The organism is Ornithinibacter aureus, from assembly GCF_009858245.1.
Classification (GTDB): domain Bacteria; phylum Actinomycetota; class Actinomycetes; order Actinomycetales; family Dermatophilaceae; genus Fodinibacter; species Fodinibacter aureus.
This window is the reverse complement of the sequence record NZ_VMSB01000001.1, coordinates 64922-81607: the sequence shown is the minus strand read 5'-3', so window position 1 is coordinate 81607 and position 16686 is coordinate 64922. Positions and strand designations below refer to the sequence as shown.

General features: G+C 70.5%; 18 protein-coding genes and 1 pseudogene. 12 read left to right on the top strand and 7 right to left on the bottom strand.

Annotated features, from left to right (window positions below; all coding sequences use genetic code 11):
* Positions 1-43: 43 nt before the first annotated feature.
* The 3 genes from C8E84_RS00405 to C8E84_RS00395 form a co-directional block, all read right to left on the bottom strand.
* Complete coding sequence (locus C8E84_RS00405; RefSeq protein ID WP_159898501.1) at positions 44-2449, bottom strand: polyribonucleotide nucleotidyltransferase; 2406 nt, start codon at positions 2447-2449, stop codon at positions 44-46.
* A gap of 149 nt (positions 2450-2598) precedes the next feature.
* Positions 2599-2868 (bottom strand): 30S ribosomal protein S15, encoded by a 270-nt coding sequence (gene rpsO, locus C8E84_RS00400; RefSeq protein WP_159898500.1) that lies wholly within the window; start codon positions 2866-2868, stop codon positions 2599-2601.
* Between the two features lie 151 nt (positions 2869-3019).
* Positions 3020-3835 carry a DeoR/GlpR family DNA-binding transcription regulator gene (locus C8E84_RS00395; protein WP_159898499.1) on the bottom strand — a complete coding sequence of 272 codons (816 nt, stop codon included), beginning with the start codon at positions 3833-3835 and terminating at the stop codon, positions 3020-3022.
* Between the two features lie 135 nt (positions 3836-3970).
* Here C8E84_RS00395 and C8E84_RS00390 point away from each other — a divergent pair.
* The 8 genes and pseudogenes from C8E84_RS00390 to C8E84_RS00355 all read left to right on the top strand — a co-directional run.
* A pseudogene (locus tag C8E84_RS00390) lies at positions 3971-4111 on the top strand (acetamidase/formamidase family protein); the annotation flags it as partial.
* Positions 4112-4300: 189 nt separating this feature from the next.
* Positions 4301-4786, top strand: coding sequence for an NAD(P)H-dependent oxidoreductase subunit E (locus C8E84_RS00385; RefSeq protein WP_159898498.1), 486 nt, complete (start codon positions 4301-4303; stop codon positions 4784-4786).
* Positions 4783-6324 carry an NADH-ubiquinone oxidoreductase-F iron-sulfur binding region domain-containing protein gene (locus tag C8E84_RS00380; protein WP_159898497.1) on the top strand — a complete coding sequence of 514 codons (1542 nt, stop codon included), beginning with the start codon at positions 4783-4785 and terminating at the stop codon, positions 6322-6324. Before C8E84_RS00385 ends, C8E84_RS00380 begins: the two co-directional genes overlap by 4 nt.
* Positions 6321-9167 carry a formate dehydrogenase subunit alpha gene (gene fdhF / locus C8E84_RS00375; protein WP_159898496.1) on the top strand — a complete coding sequence of 949 codons (2847 nt, stop codon included), beginning with the start codon at positions 6321-6323 and terminating at the stop codon, positions 9165-9167. The genes C8E84_RS00380 and fdhF overlap by 4 nt, the downstream gene beginning before the upstream one ends.
* Positions 9164-9421, top strand: coding sequence for a formate dehydrogenase subunit delta (locus C8E84_RS00370; protein ID WP_211675319.1), 258 nt, complete (start codon positions 9164-9166; stop codon positions 9419-9421). The genes fdhF and C8E84_RS00370 overlap by 4 nt, the downstream gene beginning before the upstream one ends.
* 71 nt (positions 9422-9492) lie before the next feature.
* On the top strand, positions 9493-10053 hold the full coding sequence (locus C8E84_RS00365; RefSeq protein WP_159898495.1) for a vWA domain-containing protein: 561 nt from the start codon (positions 9493-9495) through the stop codon (positions 10051-10053).
* Positions 10035-10454: a hypothetical protein gene (locus C8E84_RS00360; protein WP_159898494.1), complete on the top strand. Its 420-nt coding sequence runs from the start codon at positions 10035-10037 to the stop codon at positions 10452-10454. The genes C8E84_RS00365 and C8E84_RS00360 overlap by 19 nt, the downstream gene beginning before the upstream one ends.
* 111 nt (positions 10455-10565) lie before the next feature.
* Positions 10566-10796, top strand: coding sequence for a hypothetical protein (locus C8E84_RS00355; protein WP_159898493.1), 231 nt, complete (start codon positions 10566-10568; stop codon positions 10794-10796).
* 377 nt (positions 10797-11173) lie between these two features.
* Here C8E84_RS00355 and C8E84_RS18290 read toward each other — a convergent pair whose 3' ends face one another.
* Both C8E84_RS18290 and C8E84_RS00345 read right to left on the bottom strand, forming a co-directional pair.
* A complete protein-coding gene (locus C8E84_RS18290; protein WP_281348960.1) occupies positions 11174-11734 on the bottom strand; it encodes a VOC family protein in 561 nt (186 codons plus the stop codon).
* A gap of 302 nt (positions 11735-12036) precedes the next feature.
* A complete protein-coding gene (locus C8E84_RS00345) occupies positions 12037-12612 on the bottom strand; it encodes an arsenate reductase/protein-tyrosine-phosphatase family protein (protein ID WP_246196697.1) in 576 nt (191 codons plus the stop codon).
* Between the two features lie 130 nt (positions 12613-12742).
* Here C8E84_RS00345 and C8E84_RS00340 point away from each other — a divergent pair, with 130 nt between their 5' ends.
* Together C8E84_RS00340 and C8E84_RS00335 are read left to right on the top strand one after the other, a co-directional pair.
* The gene (locus C8E84_RS00340; RefSeq protein ID WP_159898492.1) at positions 12743-13150 is read left to right on the top strand and encodes a hypothetical protein; all 408 of its coding nucleotides are present in this window, start codon (positions 12743-12745) and stop codon (positions 13148-13150) included.
* Positions 13147-13407 (top strand): hypothetical protein, encoded by a 261-nt coding sequence (locus C8E84_RS00335; protein ID WP_159898491.1) that lies wholly within the window; start codon positions 13147-13149, stop codon positions 13405-13407. Before C8E84_RS00340 ends, C8E84_RS00335 begins: the two co-directional genes overlap by 4 nt.
* Positions 13408-13489: 82 nt before the next feature.
* On the opposite strand, the gene C8E84_RS00330 is transcribed toward C8E84_RS00335, so the two are convergent.
* Positions 13490-13696, bottom strand: coding sequence for a PqqD family peptide modification chaperone (locus C8E84_RS00330; protein WP_159898490.1), 207 nt, complete (start codon positions 13694-13696; stop codon positions 13490-13492).
* Positions 13697-13773: 77 nt separating this feature from the next.
* Positions 13774-14694, bottom strand: coding sequence for a nucleotidyltransferase family protein (locus C8E84_RS00325; protein ID WP_246196696.1), 921 nt, complete (start codon positions 14692-14694; stop codon positions 13774-13776).
* Positions 14695-14873: 179 nt separating this feature from the next.
* Between C8E84_RS00325 and C8E84_RS17950 the strand changes: the two genes are divergently transcribed.
* Positions 14874-15581, top strand: coding sequence for a hypothetical protein (locus C8E84_RS17950; protein ID WP_246196695.1), 708 nt, complete (start codon positions 14874-14876; stop codon positions 15579-15581).
* A gap of 158 nt (positions 15582-15739) precedes the next feature.
* Complete coding sequence (locus tag C8E84_RS00315) at positions 15740-16684, top strand: NAD-dependent epimerase/dehydratase family protein (protein WP_159898489.1); 945 nt, start codon at positions 15740-15742, stop codon at positions 16682-16684.
* Positions 16685-16686 lie beyond the last annotated feature (2 nt).

Sequence of the window (16686 nt, the reverse complement as noted above, 5' to 3'; positions counted from 1 at the left end):
AGATCTCGGATGCCGCCCGCAGAACCTCTGTGCGAGAGAGGACTCAGCCCTCGGTGGACTCTCCACCCTCACGAGCACCGCGACCGCGGTTGCCACCACGGCGACGGTTGCGCGGACGGCGCTCGCCACGCTCCTCGCCGCCCTCGGCGGGAACGTCCGCCTCGGCGGCGTCGCTGTCGGTCTCCGAGGCCTCAGCCGCCGGAGCGTCCTCGGCAGGAGCAGCAGCCGGCGCTGCGGGGGCCTCGGCGGCCTCCTCGCCGGTCTCGCCCTCGGGCAGCACGGCCGCCAGGCTGAGCTTGCCGCGGGGGTCGATCTCCTTGAGCTCGACCTGGACCTTCTGGCCCACCGCGAGCACGTCGTCGACGTTGTCGATCCGCTTGCCACCGACGAGCTTGCGCACCTCGGAGATGTGCAGCAGGCCGTCCTTGCCCGGCAGGAGGGAGATGAACGCCCCGAAGGTCGTCGTCTTGACGACGGTGCCCAGGAAGCGCTCGCCGATCTCCGGCATCTGCGGGTTGGCGATGGCGTTGACCATCGCGCGGGCCGCCTCGGCCGACGGGCCGTCGGTCGCACCGATGTAGACGGTGCCGTCGTCCTCGATGGAGATCTGCGCGCCGGTCTCGTCCTGGATCTGGTTGATCATCTTGCCCTTCGGGCCGATGACCTCACCGATCTTGTCGACCGGGACGGTCACCGCGATGACGCGAGGAGCGAACGGGCTCATCTCGTCGGGCGCGTCGATCGCCTCGTTCATGACGTCGAGGATGTGCAGGCGTGCGTCGCGGGCCTGGGTCAGCGCACCGGCGAGCACGTCGGCGGGGATGCCGTCGAGCTTGGTGTCGAGCTGGATGGCCGTGACGAACTCACGGGTACCGGCGACCTTGAAGTCCATGTCGCCGAACGCGTCCTCGGCACCGAGGATGTCGGTCAGCGCCGCGTACTCGGTCCTGCCGTCGACCTCGGCCGAGACCAGGCCCATGGCGATGCCGGCGACCGGGGCGCGCAGCGGCACACCGGCGTTGAGCATCGACAGGGTGGACGCGCAGACCGAGCCCATCGAGGTCGAGCCGTTGGAGCCCAGGGCCTCGGAGACCTGACGGATCGCGTAGGGGAACTCCTCGCGGGTCGGCAGGACCGGCATCAGGGCGCGCTCGGCGAGCGCACCGTGGCCGATCTCGCGACGCTTGGGCGAGCCCACGCGCCCGGTCTCACCGGTGCTGTAGGGCGGGAAGTTGTAGTTGTGCATGTAGCGCTTGCGCGTGACCGGCGACAACGTGTCGAGCTGCTGCTCCATGCGGAGCATGTTCAGCGTCGTGACGCCCATGATCTGGGTCTCGCCACGCTCGAAGATCGCCGAGCCGTGCACGCGCGGGAGCACCTCGACCTCGGCCGAGAGGGCGCGGATGTCCGCGAGCCCACGGCCGTCGATGCGCACCTTGTCCTTGAGGATGCGCTGACGGATCAGCTGCTTCTGCACCGAGCGGTAGGCAGCCGAGAGCTCCTTGTCGCGACCCTCGAACTGGGCCCCGAGGGACTCCTTCATCGCGTCCTTGATGGCGTCGATGCGCTCCTCGCGCTCCGCCTTGCCGGCGATCTGCAGGGCAGCGGCGAGGTCGGATGCCGTGGCCGCCTCGACGGCCGCGTAGACGTCGTCCTGGTAGTCCAGGAAGATCGGGAACTCCTGCACCGGCTTGGCAGCCTTGGCGGCGAGCTCGGCCTGGGCCTCGCACAGCACCTTGATGAAGCCCTTGGCGGCCTCGAGGCCCTGGGCCACGACCTCCTCGGTGGGGGCGGTCTTGCCCGCGGTCTTCACGAGGTCCCACGTATACTCGGTGGACTCGGCCTCGACCATCATGATCGCGACGTCGTCACCGGCGATGCGGCCGGCGACGACCATGTCGAACGTCGAGCGCTCGATGTCGCTGAAGTTCGGGAACGCGACCCACTGGTCGTCGATGAGGCTGACGCGCACACCGCCGATGGGGCCCGAGAACGGCAGACCGGAGATCTGGGTCGACGCGCTGGCGGCGTTGATCGCGAGGACGTCGTACTGGACGTCCGGGTTGAGCGCCAGGACGGTGATGACGACCTGGACCTCGTTGCGCAGGCCCTTGGTGAAGGTCGGGCGCAGCGGGCGGTCGATGAGGCGGCAGGTGAGGATGGCGTCGGTGGACGGGCGACCCTCGCGGCGGAAGAACGAGCCGGGGATCTTGCCCGCGGCGTACATGCGCTCCTCGACGTCGACGGTCAGGGGGAAGAAGTCGAACCCCTCGCGCGGGCTACGGCCCGCGGTGGTCGTGGACAGCAACATCGTGTCCTCGTCCAGGTAGGCCGCGACGGCGCCGCCGGCCTGCTTCGCAAGGCGCCCGGTCTCGAACCGGACGGTGCGGGTGCCGAACGTGCCGTTGTCGATGACGGCTTCGGCGGACGTGATCTCAGGACCCTCCATGGGTCCTCCTTTTCTCTTGTACTGAAAGCCGGCGTGCATCGTCGTTGTGCACGGGCTTGTCCAACAGGCGGACGGTGCCGTGAACGGCATCCACCTCTCACGCGAAGGGGCGGCCCTCACGGTGTGAAGGCCGCCCTCGCGGAAGTGTGTTATCGGCGCAGGCCGAGGCGCTTGATCAGCGAGCGGTAACGCTCGACGTCGACGCTCTCCAGATAACGCAGGAGACGGCGGCGCTGGCCGACCAGGAGCAGCAGGCCGCGCCGGCTGTGGTGGTCGTGCTTGTGCTGGCGCGAGTGCTCGGTGAGGTCCTTGATGCGCTGGGTGAGCAGCGCGATCTGCACCTCCGGGGAGCCGGTGTCGCCCTCGGTGGTGGCGTACTCGGTCATGATCTGCTTCTTGACGTCAGTGCTCAGAGGCATGGGGCGACGACTCTCTTCCTGTGGTTTCGCTGCGCGGCGCTCCCGGGCTGGTTCACCGGGGCTCTCTGGAATCCGCGGCCGGTTCTCACGGCAGTGCTCAAGGCTACCAGCGCCCGGACCAGCCCCCTAATCGCGCCGGCGCGCTCACTGATCAGGTGCGGACCACGTCCGTCCCCGCCGCGTCGAGCTGCTCCGCGGTCTCGTCGTCGAGCTGGGTGTCGGTGACGAGGAGGTCGACCTCCTCGGGTCGGGCGAACCGGTGGAAGTGGTCGACGCCCGCCTTCGTGGAGTCGGTCACGATGATGGTGCGGCGAGCGGCCTGGCACATGGCCCGCTTCGCCATCGCCTCCGACTGGTCGGGGGTCGTCATGCCCCGCGCCACCGAGAAGCCGTTGGTGCCGAGGAACGCGAGGTCCACGCAGACGTCGGCGAGCGCGGACTCGAGCCACTGGCCGACCGCTGCCCCGGTGCGCTCACGTACCCGACCGCCGAGCACGTAGAGCTCGATGGTGTCCAAGGGGTGCAGCGTCGCCGCGATGGCCACCGAGTTCGTGACCACGGTGAGCCGGCGGTCGGTGGGGAACTGCTCGGCGATGGCCAGGGTCGTCGACCCCGAGTCGAGCAGCACCGTCCCCTCGGCCGGCAGCTCCTGGATCGCCCGCGCGGCGATGCGCTGCTTCTGGGTGCTCGCCTGGGTGCGTCGTGAGGCTAGCGTCGGCTCGACCTCGAGCCGCTCGATGGGCAGGGCACCGCCGTGGACGCGGCGCACCAAGCCCCGTCGCTCGAGAGCGGTGAGGTCACGGCGCACCGTCTCGGCGGTGACCGCGAGCTCCTCCGCGAGCGTGGCGACCTCGACCCGCCCGCGGGCCCGGGCCCACTGCAGGATCAGCTGCTGGCGCTCAGCGGCATAGCGGTGCACCGGGAGCACGGCGGGTGCCGACGGCGGGGCGACCTGAGACGAGTCCATACCGCCCATTGTCCTTCAGGGCGGTCGTCGTGGTCCGATCCCGTCAGGTCCCGGGTGCCGGCCATGGTCTGACCACGCACCTCCCATCCACTCCCGCGGCGCCCAGCGCCGCCGCCACTGCACAGGAGCGCACCGATGCCAGAACTGATCTTCCCCCTCGACTCGACCAAGTAGTTCACCGACCAGAAGTACGTCGGCCACAACCGCTGGCACCCCGAGGTGCCGGCCGCCGTCCACGTCAAGCCCGGGGACTCTTTCCGGATGCACTGCCGCGAGTGATTCGACGGGGCGATCGTCAACGACGACTCGGCCGACGGGGTCTTCGCCGCGAGTGCCCATGTCGTCGTTCTGAGCGAACCACGAGTGTGGCGTGCACCCCTCCTCCGCGGGGTGCACGCCACACTCCGCCCGAGCCGCGCGTACAGTTGCGACCCAGATCACACTCATCGTTGAGGAGTCGACGTCGTGCGTCAACGAGGCCCCGCGCCAGCCGCGGCACCCACCCCGGCTGACCCCGCCCGGGCGGCATCCGTGCGAGCCCTCGCCGAGCAGTTCACCGACCTGCGCGGCCCCCTGCTCCCGATCCTCCACGCGGTCGTCGCGGCGCACGGCCACGTCCACGACGACGACATCCCCGTCATCGCCGACGTCCTCAACCTCTCGCGGGCCGACGTGCACGGGGTTGTGACCTTTTACCACGACTTCCGGCGCACTCCCCCGGTCGCCCACCGCGTCAGCCTGTGCCGCGGCGAGGCCTGCCAGGCCCGCGGGGCGCAGACGTCCTACACGGCAGCCACCGACCGCTGGAGCGCCTCCGACGACGTCGAGGTCGCCGAGGTGTTCTGCCTGGGCCTGTGCGCCCAGGGCCCGTCGGGGCAGATCGACGGCACCCTGCACACCGCCCTCACCCCCGAGCGCATCGAGGCCCTCACCACGGGGTGGCAGGCATGAGCACCGCGTGGGTCTCCTGCGACAGCGCGGCCGTCGCCGCTGGCGCCGACGCCGTGGCCGAGGCGATCGCGGCCGCCGGGATCACGGTGCGGCGCCACGGCTCTCGCGGGATGCTGTGGCTCGAGCCGCTCGTCGAGCTCGAGACCGAGGGCGGTCGGGTCGGGTACGGCAACATCACCGAGGCCGAGGTGGGGCCGCTGCTCGACGGGGCCCTGGACGACACCGACCGGTGCATCGGGGCCGTCGACGACCACCCGTGGATGGCCCGCCAGCACCGGGTGTCCTGCGCCCGGGTCGGGGTCATCGAGCCGACCGACCTCGCCGCCTACCGGGAGCACGGCGGCCTCGCTGGGCTCCTGCGCGCCATCGAGCTCACCCCCGAGGCGGTCGTGGCCGAGGTCACGGCCTCCGGGCTGCGCGGGCGCGGTGGCGCCGGGTTCCCGGCCGGCATCAAGTGGGAGACGGTGCGCACGGCATCCGCCGACGTGAAGTTCGTCTGCTGCAACGCCGACGAGGGCGACAGCGGCACGTTCGCCGACCGCATGCTCATCGAGGGCGACCCGTTCACCCTCATCGAGGGCATGGCCATCGCTGCCCTGGCCGTCGGTGCGACGGAGGGGTTCGTCTACCTGCGCAGCGAGTACCCGCTCGCCATCACCACCCTGCGCCGCGCCATCGAGATCTGCTACGCCCACGGCATCCTCGGTGAGTCCGTGCTCGGCAGCGGGCGCCGCTTCGACCTCGACGTGCGGGTGGGTGCTGGTGCCTACATCTGCGGCGAGGAGACCTCGATGCTCGAGTCCCTCGAGGGCAAGCGCGGCGAGGTGCGGGCCAAACCCCCGATCCCGGCGCTCGAGGGGCTCTTCGGGCGCCCCACGGTCGTCAACAACGTGCTGACGCTCTCGGCCGTGCCGATGGTGCTCGCCGACGGCGGTGAGGCCTACGCGGCCCTGGGCACGGGCCGCTCGCGCGGCACGCAGGTGTTCCAGCTCGCGGGGAACGTCGCCCGCGGCGGCATCGTCGAGGCCGACTTCGGCATCACCCTCGACACCCTGGTCAACGACTTCGGTGGGGGCACGGCATCCGGGCGTCCCGTGAAGGCGGTGCAGGTCGGCGGCCCCCTCGGCGCCTACCTTCCCCCGTCGCAGTTCGCCCTGCCGATGGACTATGAGGCGTTCGCGGAGGCCGGGGCGATGGTCGGGCACGGCGGCATCGTCGTGTGGGACGACACCCTCGACGCCGCGGCCATGGCCCGCTTCGCCATGGAGTTCTGCGCCAAGGAGTCCTGCGGCAAGTGCACGCCCTGCCGCGTCGGGTCGATTCGCGGGGTCGAGGTCATCGACCGCGTCATCGCCGCACCCGATGACGGCGTGCGCCGCACCCAGCTCACCCTCCTCGAGGATCTCTGCACGACGATGACCAAGGGCTCGCTGTGCGCCATGGGTGGCCTCACCCCCATGCCGGTACGCAGCGCCATCGAGTACTTCCCGCAGGACTTCGGCATCCCGGACGACACCACGCAAGGAGCGCGTTCATGACGGTCATCGACGAGCCTGCCCTCGAGACCCCCGACCACGGCACACCCCCGGTCTGGGGGGAACCGAGCGCGCACGTCACCATCGACGGCATCACGGTCATGGTGCCGCCGGGCACGTCGGTGATGCGCGCCGCGAAGATCGCCGGCATCGACGTGCCAAAGCTGTGCGCGACCGACTCGCTGAAGGCCTTCGGCTCCTGCCGCCTGTGCCTCGTCGAGGTCGAGGGGATGCGGGGCACGCCCGCGTCCTGCACGACCCCGTGCACCGACGGCATGGTGGTCTCGACCCGCACCGAGCAGGTGCAGCAGCTGCGTCGCGGTGTCATGGAGCTCTACCTGTCCGACCACCCCACCGACTGCGCCGGCTGCGCGCGCGGCAACTGCGAGATGCAGGGGCTGGCACACGACGTCGGCCTGACCGAGGTGCGCTACGGCCTCGGAGGCGCCTCGCACCTCGACGAGGCGGTCGATGAGTCCAACCCGTACTTCGCCTACGACCCGAAGGCCTGCATCGTCTGCTCCCGCTGCGTGCGCGCCTGCTCCGAGACCCAGGGCACCTTCGCCCTCACCGTGCAGGGGCGCGGCTTCGACTCGCGGATCACCGCCGGCGGCACCGACTTCCTGTCCTCGGAATGCGTCTCCTGCGGCGCCTGCGTCCAGGCGTGCCCGACCGACGCGCTCACCGAGAAGTCGGTCGTCGAGCTCGGGATGCCGTCACGCACCGTCATCACGACGTGCGCCTACTGCGGGGTCGGGTGCTCCTTCAAGGCCGAGGTGCAGGGCAGCGGCGACGACACCCGGGTCGTGCGGATGGTGCCGTGGAAGGACGGCGGCGCCAACGAGGGCCACAGCTGCGTCAAGGGGCGCTTCGCGTACGGGTACGCCTCGCACCGCGACCGGCAACTGTCGCCGATGGTCCGTGACTCCATCGACGACGAGTGGCAGGTCGTGACGTGGGAGGAGGCCATCGCCCGCGTCGCCGAGGGTTTCCTCGCCCTGCGCGAGAAGTACGGCACCGGCTCGATCGGCGGCATCTCCTCGTCGCGGTGCACGAACGAAGAGGTCTACGTCGTCCAGAAGATGGTGCGGGCGGCGTTCGGCAACAACAACATCGACACCTGTGCGCGGGTGTGCCACTCCCCCACCGGCTACGGGCTCAACCACGCCTTCGGCACCTCCGCCGGCACGCAGGACTTCGCCTCGGTCGAGCAGGCCGACGTCATGCTCGTCATCGGCGCCAACCCCACCGACGCCCACCCGGTGTTCGCGTCGCGGATGAAGAAGCGGCTGCGTGCGGGCGCCAAGGCCATCGTCGCCGACCCGCGACGCATCGACCTCGTGCGTTCCCCGCACGTCGAGGCCGCGCTGCACCTGCCCGTGCGCCCCGGCACCAACGTCGCCTTCGTCAACGCGATGTGCCACGTCATCGTCACCGAGGGTCTGTGGAACGAACCGTTCGTGCGCGAGCGGTGCGAGAACGCCGACGCCTACCTGGCGTTCATCGCCCGGCCCGAGCACTCGCCCGAGGCGACGCAGGACGTGACCGGCATCCCGGCATCCGACCTGCGTGCCGCGGCGCGGCTGTTCGCCGCCGGGCCGAACTCGGCGATCTACTACGGGCTCGGCGTCACCGAGCACAGCCAGGGCTCGACGATGGTCATGGGCTTGGCCAACCTCGCGATGCTCACCGGCAACCTCGGGCGCGAGGGTGTGGGCGTGAACCCGCTGCGCGGGCAGAACAACGTCCAGGGCTCGTGCGACATGGGGTCCTTCCCCCACGAGCTGCCCGGTTACCGGCACGTGTCGCGGCCCGAGGTGCGCGAGATCTACGAGTCGCTGTGGGGGGTGACCCTCCAGGCCGAGCCGGGGCTGCGGATCCCGAACATGTTCGACTCCGCGATCGGCGGCTCGTTCAAGGGGCTGTACGTGCAGGGCGAGGACATCGCCCAGAGCGACCCCAACACGAGCCACGTCGAAGCGGCCTTGCGCGCGATGGACCTCGTCGTCGTGCACGACCTGTTCCTCAACGAGACCGCCCGCTTCGCGCACGTGTTCCTGCCTGGGGCCTCGTTCCTGGAGAAGGACGGCACGTTCACCAACGCCGAGCGGCGAATCAACCGGGTGCGGCCGGTCATGCCGAGCCGGGTCGGCAGGGACGAGTGGCAGGTCGTGTGCGAGATCGCGACGGCGATGGGCTACCCCATGTCGTATGCCGACCCCTCACACATCATGGACGAGATCGCCGCGACGACCCCGACGTTCGCCGGGGTCTCGTTCGCCCGCCTCGACGCGCAGGGGTCGATGCAGTGGCCGGTCACCGATGCCGCCCCGCACGGCACGCCGACGATGCACGTCGGGTCGTTCGTGCGCGGCCTGGGACAGCTCACCGAGACCGTGTACGTGCCGACGACCGAGCGGGCCAACCGGCGCTTCCCCCTGGTGCTCACGACCGGGCGCATCCTCTCGCAGTACAACGTCGGTGCGCAGACCCGGCGCACCCCGAACTCCACGTGGCACCCCGAAGACGTCCTGGAGATCCATCCCTCCGACGCCGAGCTGCGCGGCATCGTCCCGGGTGACGTCGTCGAGCTCTCGTCGAGGGTCGGCACGACGCGCCTGACGGCGCAGGTCTCGGACCGGATGCCGGCCGGCGTCGTCTACACGACGTTCCACCACCCCGTGACCGGCGCCAACGTCGTGACGACGGAGAACTCGGACTGGGCGACGAACTGCCCCGAGTACAAGGTGACGGCGGTGCAGGTCGAGGTCGTGACCGAGGCGGCGCGGGCGCAGGCCGGCGCGGGCGCCCACGTCCCGGCGGATGCCGTCGCGGGTCGCCCGTGAGCACCGCCGAGCCCGCGGTCGTGCGGATGGGGCACGACCTCGTCCGCCACCTCGAGCACCTGCCCGGGGACGAGGCGGCGATGGAGATCGCGACCCACATCCGAAAGTTCTGGGAGCCACGGATGCGCCACGAGCTGCTCGCCCGCATCCGGTGGGGCGACACGACCCTGCACCCGCTGCTCGTCGCGGCGGCCGGTGACCTCGTCGACGGTGAGGTCGACCGCGCCGAGATCAGGGAGCCCTCCGGCGGCTGAGTCGTGCGCCATGGCTCGATCGGGCCAGTTACGGCTCCCGGGTCGCGGTCCTACCGTGGAAAGGTTCACCCGTGGCACAGGTTCTTGCCATCCGGGCGCCACCACGAGCGATCCTCAAGGATCGAGGGCACGTCACAAAGATCATCACCACCCCGGAGATCCCACCGAAGCCGGACATCGTCCTGCTCGTGGACCACGCCGGAAGCATGATCGCGCCGATCGCCAGCGCCAAGGCGGAGATGGGCAACATCATCTCCACCGTCAAGGCCGCTCAGCCCGGCGCGCAGTTCGCCGTCGCGCAGTACTGCGACCCACCGGAAGATCCCTTCGATGTGCTCCAGGACCTCACGGCCAGTGACGCCGTCGCGCAGGCTGCGGTCGACGGTATCACCCTCTGCGACGGCGGAGACGAGCCCGAGGCCCAGCTCAACGCGCTGTGGGAGATCGGTGACGGCGGCGTGTCGGAGCCAACGGGCTCGACGTCACCGGTCAGGCGACGCGGATCACCGCTGCGACCAGCGGTACCTTCGTCTCCGGCATCCCCGGCGGAGGGCTCGGCGCCGCGATCCTCGCCGGCCTGCAGAACCTGCCCGCCGAGGTCAGGGCGAACCTCGTGTGCGACACCGGGCTGAGCATCGCCTTCGACCCGGCGCTGCCCCAGGCGGTGCCCAGTGGCGAGGACGTCGTGCTCGACGAGGCGATCACCGTCGCCTGCGGCACTGGTGTCAACCCGGACGGCAGCGTGGTGCCAGGCGACAAGAAGTCCGGCCTCTACCAGCTCGTGGCGCCCGACAACCTGCCCGGCGTCATGGTGACGGTCTCCGACACGGTTCCCTCGGCCAGCTTCGAGCCCTACGCGCCCGGCACGTACGTCAAGCTGACCCAGGCGCCGGTTTCCACCCCGTCGGCCGTTCCGTTCTCCGGCGCCGTGGCCTGGCAGATCACCCTCAAGGGCGACGCGCTGCTCACCGCCACCGACGCGGCGGGCAACCCGGCGATGGCGACCTGCACGGTTCCGCCGAAGAAGAAGTGACCCGTCGTTCGACGAGTGCTTGAAGTGGGCCCGGCCACGGCCGGGGCCCTCGTGCGTACCAGTTCCGATACGGCGGAGAGCATCAAGACGCGCATCACCTATGATGCAGGAATGCGCACGACCGTCGACCTCCCCCCCGCGGTTCACCGCCGCGCCCGCGAGCTGGCGAAGGAGCGGGGCCAGTCGCTCTCGTCGGTCATTGCCGATCTCACGGTGCGCGGCCTCGCGCAGTTCGACACCCCCGTCCTGCTCGCCACCGACGAACGCACCGGGCTGCCCACGCTGTCCGTCGGCCGTCGGATCACGGATTCCGACGTCGCGGATGCCGTGGACGAGCAGTGACGACGTTCCTGCTTGACGCCAACACCCTCATCGCACTGACCGTCATCGAGCACGAGCACCACGATGCGGCGGCCACCTGGCTCGCGGGAACCGAGCGCTTCGCCATCTGCCCGGTCGTCGAAGGCGCCCTCGTTCGCTTCCTGCTGCGACTCGGCGAGACCGGTGACACGGCGGCCGCGGTGCTGCGTAACGTCCGCGCGCACCCCGCGCTCGGTTCTGGCCCGGTCGGCTCTCGTACGTCGACGTCGACCTCGGTGACGTCCGCGGCCACCGGCAGGTCACCGACGTCTACCTGGCCGCGCTCGCCGCGTCCGAGGGCGCCCGCCTCGCCACCTTCGACCGAGCCCTGGCCGCCCTGCGCCCGTCACAGACCTACCTCATCGCGACCTGAGCCCGACCCAATCCGCAAACGTCAGAACGTGCCCTTGATGACGACCTGCAGTACAGCCAGCCGCACTCCTGGCACACCTTGATCCGGCGCCCGATCCGGATGCACCCGACGGTGATCCCGAGCGCGTTCGGGTTGCCGGGATGCACGATGGACATGCCGACACGGTCGCCGAGGAGGAAACGGCGACCAGGTCGACGTGCACCCGGTTCTTGCCGGCCTGGGGCTCGGGCACCCGCTGGAAGAAGAGGTGCGGCTGGCCCTCGGCCTCGAGCGTCGATGCGTCGTTCCAGTGCTCCTCGGGCACCCCCTGGGCCGCGAGGAAGGCCGGCCAGTCGGGAAGCCGCCGGGCGGCGCCGGCACCGCGTAGCCGCGTGGGGCAGCGCCTCGGCCCAGAACCGCACGAGGGCGGCCGGGTCGACGGTGTCGGACACGACCTGGATGGGAGCAGTCGACCGGTCCATCCGAGCAGTCTGCCGGGAGGCCCCGAACCAGCACGTCGACCAGGTGCGGCACCTCGTCGGCGGCGACCTGGATGGTGGCGGCACACGTGGTGCCGCGCCACACCGACAGGACGACCACATCGTGCTCGGGGTGCCACGAGAGCCGCATCGCCCGCCCGGCGCCGCGGGCGTCGAGCACCACCTCACCACGCAGCGGGAGAGGGGACACGGCGGCCATGGTCCATCGTCGCCGCTCCGGCGGCCGAGCGCCACACCCTGCCGACGGCCACCGCCGCCGCGGATCAGCGTGGCGGCTGCTCGACGTCCTGGATGACCTCGTTGTGGCGGAGGAACCGCGGAGTGAACGGTGGGTCGAAGCGCGCAAACCTGTGAGCGCGGCCGGGCGGGCTCAGCGCGCGGCCGGCGCCGGAGCGGTGAGCGCCGGGACGATGACCGCGAGCGCCGCGTCGACCTCGTCGGCGCACACCCGGGCGGCTGCGGCGCCGCGCCGGTAGGGGTCCGCGACGTCGTGGTTGATGCCGTCGGGGCGGGCGGTGCCGTAGACCTCGTCGAGCAGGGCCAGGCCCCGGGCCTGCGACCCGACCCGGCCGAGCGCCTCGGTGAATTGGTGCAGACCAAACACCTTGATCGCCTGGTCGGGCCACCTCTCGACGATACGGATCCGCTGAGCGAACTCGAAGGTGAGCACGACGTCCGCGCCGTCGAGGATCTCGCGGGTCAGGCAGCGGCTGACGTGCCCCAACGGGTCACCACCACGGGCCCGCAGCTCCTCCGCCATGGCGGGGTCCATGCCGCGGCCCGGGAAGCCCGGAACACCCGCGCTGGCCGTCCGCAGTTGGTCGGTTGATGCCGTGGCCGAGAGGAGGGCAGCCTGGCGCTCGGCGTACGGGGAACGCGAGATGTTCGCGGTGCAGACGAAGAGCACGCGCAGGGGGCCGTCGGGGACCGGCGAGCGAGGTCTCACGACGATCAGGCTAGCGGGGCCGGTCCCCGGCTCCCAGCAGCACGGGTCGATAGGGTGAGACCCGCAGACCCGTCCGTGAGGCTCGCCCCGGCGAGCACCGGCCCGAACCACGACCTTTAGGCCAGGCCCGATGACCCCCGCTCTCCGGCTGCACGGCCTCGGCGCGGTCGTCGAGGTGAGGTGCGCCGGGGCCAGCCTCGTCTACGTCGCTCCCGGGGGCACCGGCAAGACGACCCTGAGCCGGCTACTCGGACGGCGGTTCGGTGACCTCACCGACGAGACGGTGGGAGTCGACGAGGCGGGCATGGTCGTCCTCGTCCGCGACACCGTAGGCGGATCCGCCGATATGGAAGAACTCTCCGTCATGGACGCGGTGTTCGCCGTGGTCGAAGAGACGTCCTCTCTCCCCCGCCTGGAAGGGCCCGTGCACCGTCTGGCCGACCTGCTCGACCGAGGTGGGCCGGTGCTCCGGGTCCGGTACTCCGAGGCCCCGGACTTCGAGGATGGGCTCGCGCGCCTCATTGGAGGTGGGGTGTGAAGGTACAGCGACGTGACGCGACCGACGTCCTCACGCGCGACGGCGAGACCGCGGTGCTCATCGAGGGAACCGTCCTTCGTCTCAGTGAGCTCAGCGCGGCCGTCTACTCCCTCACGGCACACGCCGTCGAGGTGAGTCGACTCGCGGGCGAGCTGGAGAGGCGATTTGGCGCGCCGGCAGGGTGCTCAGCCCTGGAGGCGACGGAGGCCGCAGTGGCTGAGCTCGTTCGCCGAGGAGTGCTGGACGCAGTTCAGTAGCGGGCCTTACGGCCGAATGCCCTCGGCCGACCCCGCGATCCCCGGACCCGGCCATGTCCTGCGGGCGGTGTTGCGGCCACGCTCAGCGCCGCGGCGCCGACTCCTCCAAGAGCCCCATCCCGACGAGCTCTTCGAGGAAGGCCTCGACGTCGGGAGCCACCTCCTCCTGGACCCGTCCCGCGAGGTGCGCGACGGAGGCCGCCACATCGGGCTCGCCCTCCACGGCAACCAGCCAGATCCACGCCGCCGAGTTCTGCAGCACTCGAGGGGTCCCATCGGGGACCTGCATCAGGAACACGGTCGCTGGAGGGTCGGGCTCGTCGTCCGGAACCACGTACGCGACCCGCGGTGGCATGCGGTAGGAGGTCATCGGCGTTGTCCGGGCTCGGTTCGCCCCGACCGGACCAGGCGCGCCATCTCGTTGAGACCCGCCCGAGCACGCGTCGCGTACGCGCCCGCCACCTCCGCGAGCGTGGGACGACGCCCCAGAACCGTGTGCATTCTACGTCGGTTGGGAAGGACGAGGCGCACCGCTCTGCGCAGCTTGGTACTCGTCGTCGGTTCGGACTTCACTCGGGCCAGCCAGAGGCGTACGCGGGACCGCTCCCCGGTGGAGAGTGCCCGCCACAATTCGTACCCACGACGTCCTTCGTACTCGTCCAGCCGCCCGGTCCCTGCGGCCAACGCCACCTCGGCGCCGAGCGCGCGCGCCAGGTGCTGGACCTCATCGCGCGCTTCCTCCGTGGCCTCGGTCCAGCTGCGCAGGATGTCCGAGTGCTGGAGCGCGCCTCCTCGTGCCGCATGGACGATGAGGAGCAGGCGCTGCGCCGTCAACGACGGCACGAGGCACGGGATGCCGGCGACGAGGGCCGTCCGTCGCTCGCGCCACAACCGCTCGAACGCCGTCGACGCGTCGGCCTCGATACCGGGGAACTGCCGGTGCACGTCTGCCGGTGACAGGAACGGGTGGGTGAACGTGGCCGCGTGCTCGAAGGCCGACCCGTCCGCGAAGTCGTACGCCGTCACCCATCCGTGTCGGTGCATCACCTCGAACAGCCGCGCTACGTGCGCCGGTCGCACGAGGACATCGGCGTCGACGCTCTGGCGAGGAATCGGCCTCGGCGTCGAGGACGGGGGATCACCCGGCGGTCCCACCGCCAGCAGGCGGTCGTCGACCGCGGGGCCCTTGATGTGCAGCAGGTCGATGCCGTGGTCCGAAGCCAGCACCTGCAGGACAGCGTGCGTGAAGCGTGTGCCCACGTATCTGGGCATGATGATCGTCTTCACGGGGAGAGAGTATCCGCCGCAGGCCTTCGCACATCGGCCCCCCCGCCGTAACATCCTCACCAGCGCCCGGTTGTTGGGATGCACCCTCCTCGGCACGCCCTGCGGCGCCTTGCTGCGCCCGGGCATGTACCCTAGGCTTCGATTGCTCCACGAAACCGCAGGCCAGACAAAGGGACATCATGACCGAATCCAACCGCACCGCGAGCCGCCGCACCTTGGCCAAGGGCATCGCCTGGAGCATCCCTGTGGTCGTGGCCGCGGCCCCCACCCATGCTGCCGCAGCCAGCCGCTTCTGCGTGGGCAGCCTCTGCTTCGGTAGCGTCGAAGTGCACAAGTGCTGCAACCAAGGGCCCAACTTCTACTGGGTGGTCGTGACGTTCACGAACGCCGGAGGCGTCCCCGTCAACGCGACGTTCAACTTCACCCTTACCCCCTCGGCAAGTGCTGCTGTCAGTTTCAGCGGCGGCGGCACGGTCGCAGCCGGTGCGACGGCGTCGTTCAGGGTGAGGGGAAGCACGACGCCCAACAACTGCTCGAATGCGACCTACCCTGCCTTCACCATCACGTTCAGCGACGGCACCAACACGGGATTCGCCCAGGTCCCCGGTGGATCCACCGGAGGCAACTTCTGCGCGGGCGCGCCGGGTGCTAGGTCCGCGCGGTCCACCAGCGAGACCGCACCGACGGAGACCGCACCGACGGAGACGACACCGACGGAGACGACACCGACGGAGACGACACCGACGGAGACCGCTCCGACGGAGACCGCTCCGACGGAGACCGCTCCGACGGAGACCGCACCGACGGAGACCGCACCGACGGAGACGACACCGACGGAGACCGCACCGACGGAGACGACACCGACGCAGACCACACCGACGGAGTAGTCAGGAGCCGTCTTGGCTCCATGGAGTGCATCCGGTGCCCCACGGCTCAACCACTCGCGTGGTCGCGAGCGACCGACGCCGGGTACCTGCTGGGTGCAGTTTTGCTGCGTGCGGCATTCTGACGCTTCACGCCCTTGGACCGCATGGTGGAAGCGAGCATGAAGGTCATCATCACCGGCGGAGCCGGTTTCATCGGGTCGAACCTCGGTCGTGAGCTGTTGCGGCGGCCGGAGGTCATGGAGGTGGTCGCGCTCGATGACCTCTCCACCGGCTCCCGCGTGAACCTCGACGGCACCGGCGTACGGCTCATCGAGGGCTCCATCCTCGACCGCGAAGCGTTGGACACGGCCTGCCAAGCAGCTGATGCCGTGGTGCACCTTGCCGCCCTCCCCTCCGTCCCCCGGTCGGTCATCGACCCGGTCGCCTCGCACCACGCCAACGCGACCGGCACCCTCGAGGTGCTCCAAGCCGCCCGCCGGGCAGGCGGCATCCAGGTGGTCGTCGCGTCGTCGTCATCGGTGTATGGGGCAAACCGCGAACTGCCCAAGCGCGAGGGCATGCGCACGGCGCCCATCTCCCCCTACGCGGTGAGCAAGCAGGCCACCGAGGCCTACGCCATGTCGTTCGGCCACACCTACGGACTGCCCACGCTGGCCTTCCGGTTCTTCAACGTCTACGGCCCGCTCCAGGCCGCCGGCCACGCCTATGCAGCCGTGGTCCCGGCATTTGTCGACGCCGCCCTGCGTGGGGAGCCCCTCACGATCCACGGTGACGGCGAGCAGACCCGCGACTTCACCTACGTGGGCACGGTCACCCGCATCCTCGCCGACGCCGTGACCCGCACGGTCACCGACCTGGAGCCGGTGAACCTCGCCTTCGGTACCCGGACCTCGCTCAACGCCCTCGTCGGCCAGCTCGCCGACCTCCTCGGGCACCGGCCGGCGGTCGATCACGTGGCACCGCGTGCGGGAGACGTTCGCGACTCACAGGCCGACAACGCACGGCTCCTCCACCACTTCCCCGACGTCGAGCCCGTGCCCCTGCGCGAGGGCCTGGAGCAGACCCTCGACTGGTTCCGGACCCTGCCCGAGTACCAGGCGTAGCC